The organism is Mesorhizobium sp. M1365, from assembly GCF_040317865.1.
Taxonomy (GTDB): domain Bacteria; phylum Pseudomonadota; class Alphaproteobacteria; order Rhizobiales; family Rhizobiaceae; genus Mesorhizobium.
In genome coordinates, this window is the sequence record NZ_JAMYLG010000113.1 from 1 (window position 1) to 839 (window position 839).

An 839-nucleotide genomic window follows, 5' to 3' on the forward strand; every position below is an offset into this window, starting at 1 on the left:
GGCGGCGGTTCGAGATCGCGACCCGGTGCGTGTAGCGCGACAGGTAGGCGAGCACCGCTTCCGGCCCGGCGAAGGGCGCCTTGGCATAGACCACCCAGCGCTTGTTCCGGACCGGCGACAGGTGCCGCAGGAAGGCCTGCCGCTCGATGAGACGAGCAAGGGTGCCGAAGAAGGCGAGCCGATCGGCGTCGTGCAGCGCGATCAGCCGGGTGAGGAACAGGCGGCGGAACAACTTGCCCAGTACTCTGACCGGGAGCAGGAAGGCCGCGCGCGACGATATCCAGCGGCTCCCGTCCGGCGCGATGCCGCCGCCCGGCACAATCATGTGGACATGCGGATGGTGGGTCATTGCCGAGCCCCATGTGTGGAGCACGGCAGTGATGCCGATGCGCGCGCCGAGGTGCTTCGGATCGGCGGCGATGGTCAGCATCGTCTCCGATGCCGCCTTGAACAGCAGGTCATAGACCAGCGCCTTGTTGTGGAACGCGATCTCGGCGACTTCGGCCGGCAGCGTGAATACGACATGGAAGTAGCCGACCGGCAGCAGGTCGGCTTCGCGCTCGGCGAGCCATGTACGCGCGGCCGCGCCCTGGCACCTGGGACAGTGCCGGTTACGGCAGCTGTTATAGGCGATCCGCCATTGGCCGCAGTCCGCACAGGCTTCGACATGACCACCCAATGCAGCGGTGCGACACTGTTCGATCGCCGACATGACCTTGAGCTGCTGCAGGCTCAGATGCCCGGCGTGGGAGATCCGGTATCCGGGGCCGGCAGCACGGAAGATATCGGCGACCTCCAGGTCGGCGCGCACCGGTTCAGCCGGACGGCGTCTTGCCTTC

General features: G+C 67.1%; 1 protein-coding gene. It reads right to left on the reverse strand.

The genetic code is table 11. The features are described 5' to 3' along the window. On the reverse strand, positions 1-811 hold an 811-nt coding region (locus NKH04_RS33120), incomplete at its 3' end, for an IS91 family transposase (RefSeq protein WP_502913467.1). Positions 812-839: the final 28 nt, after the last annotated feature.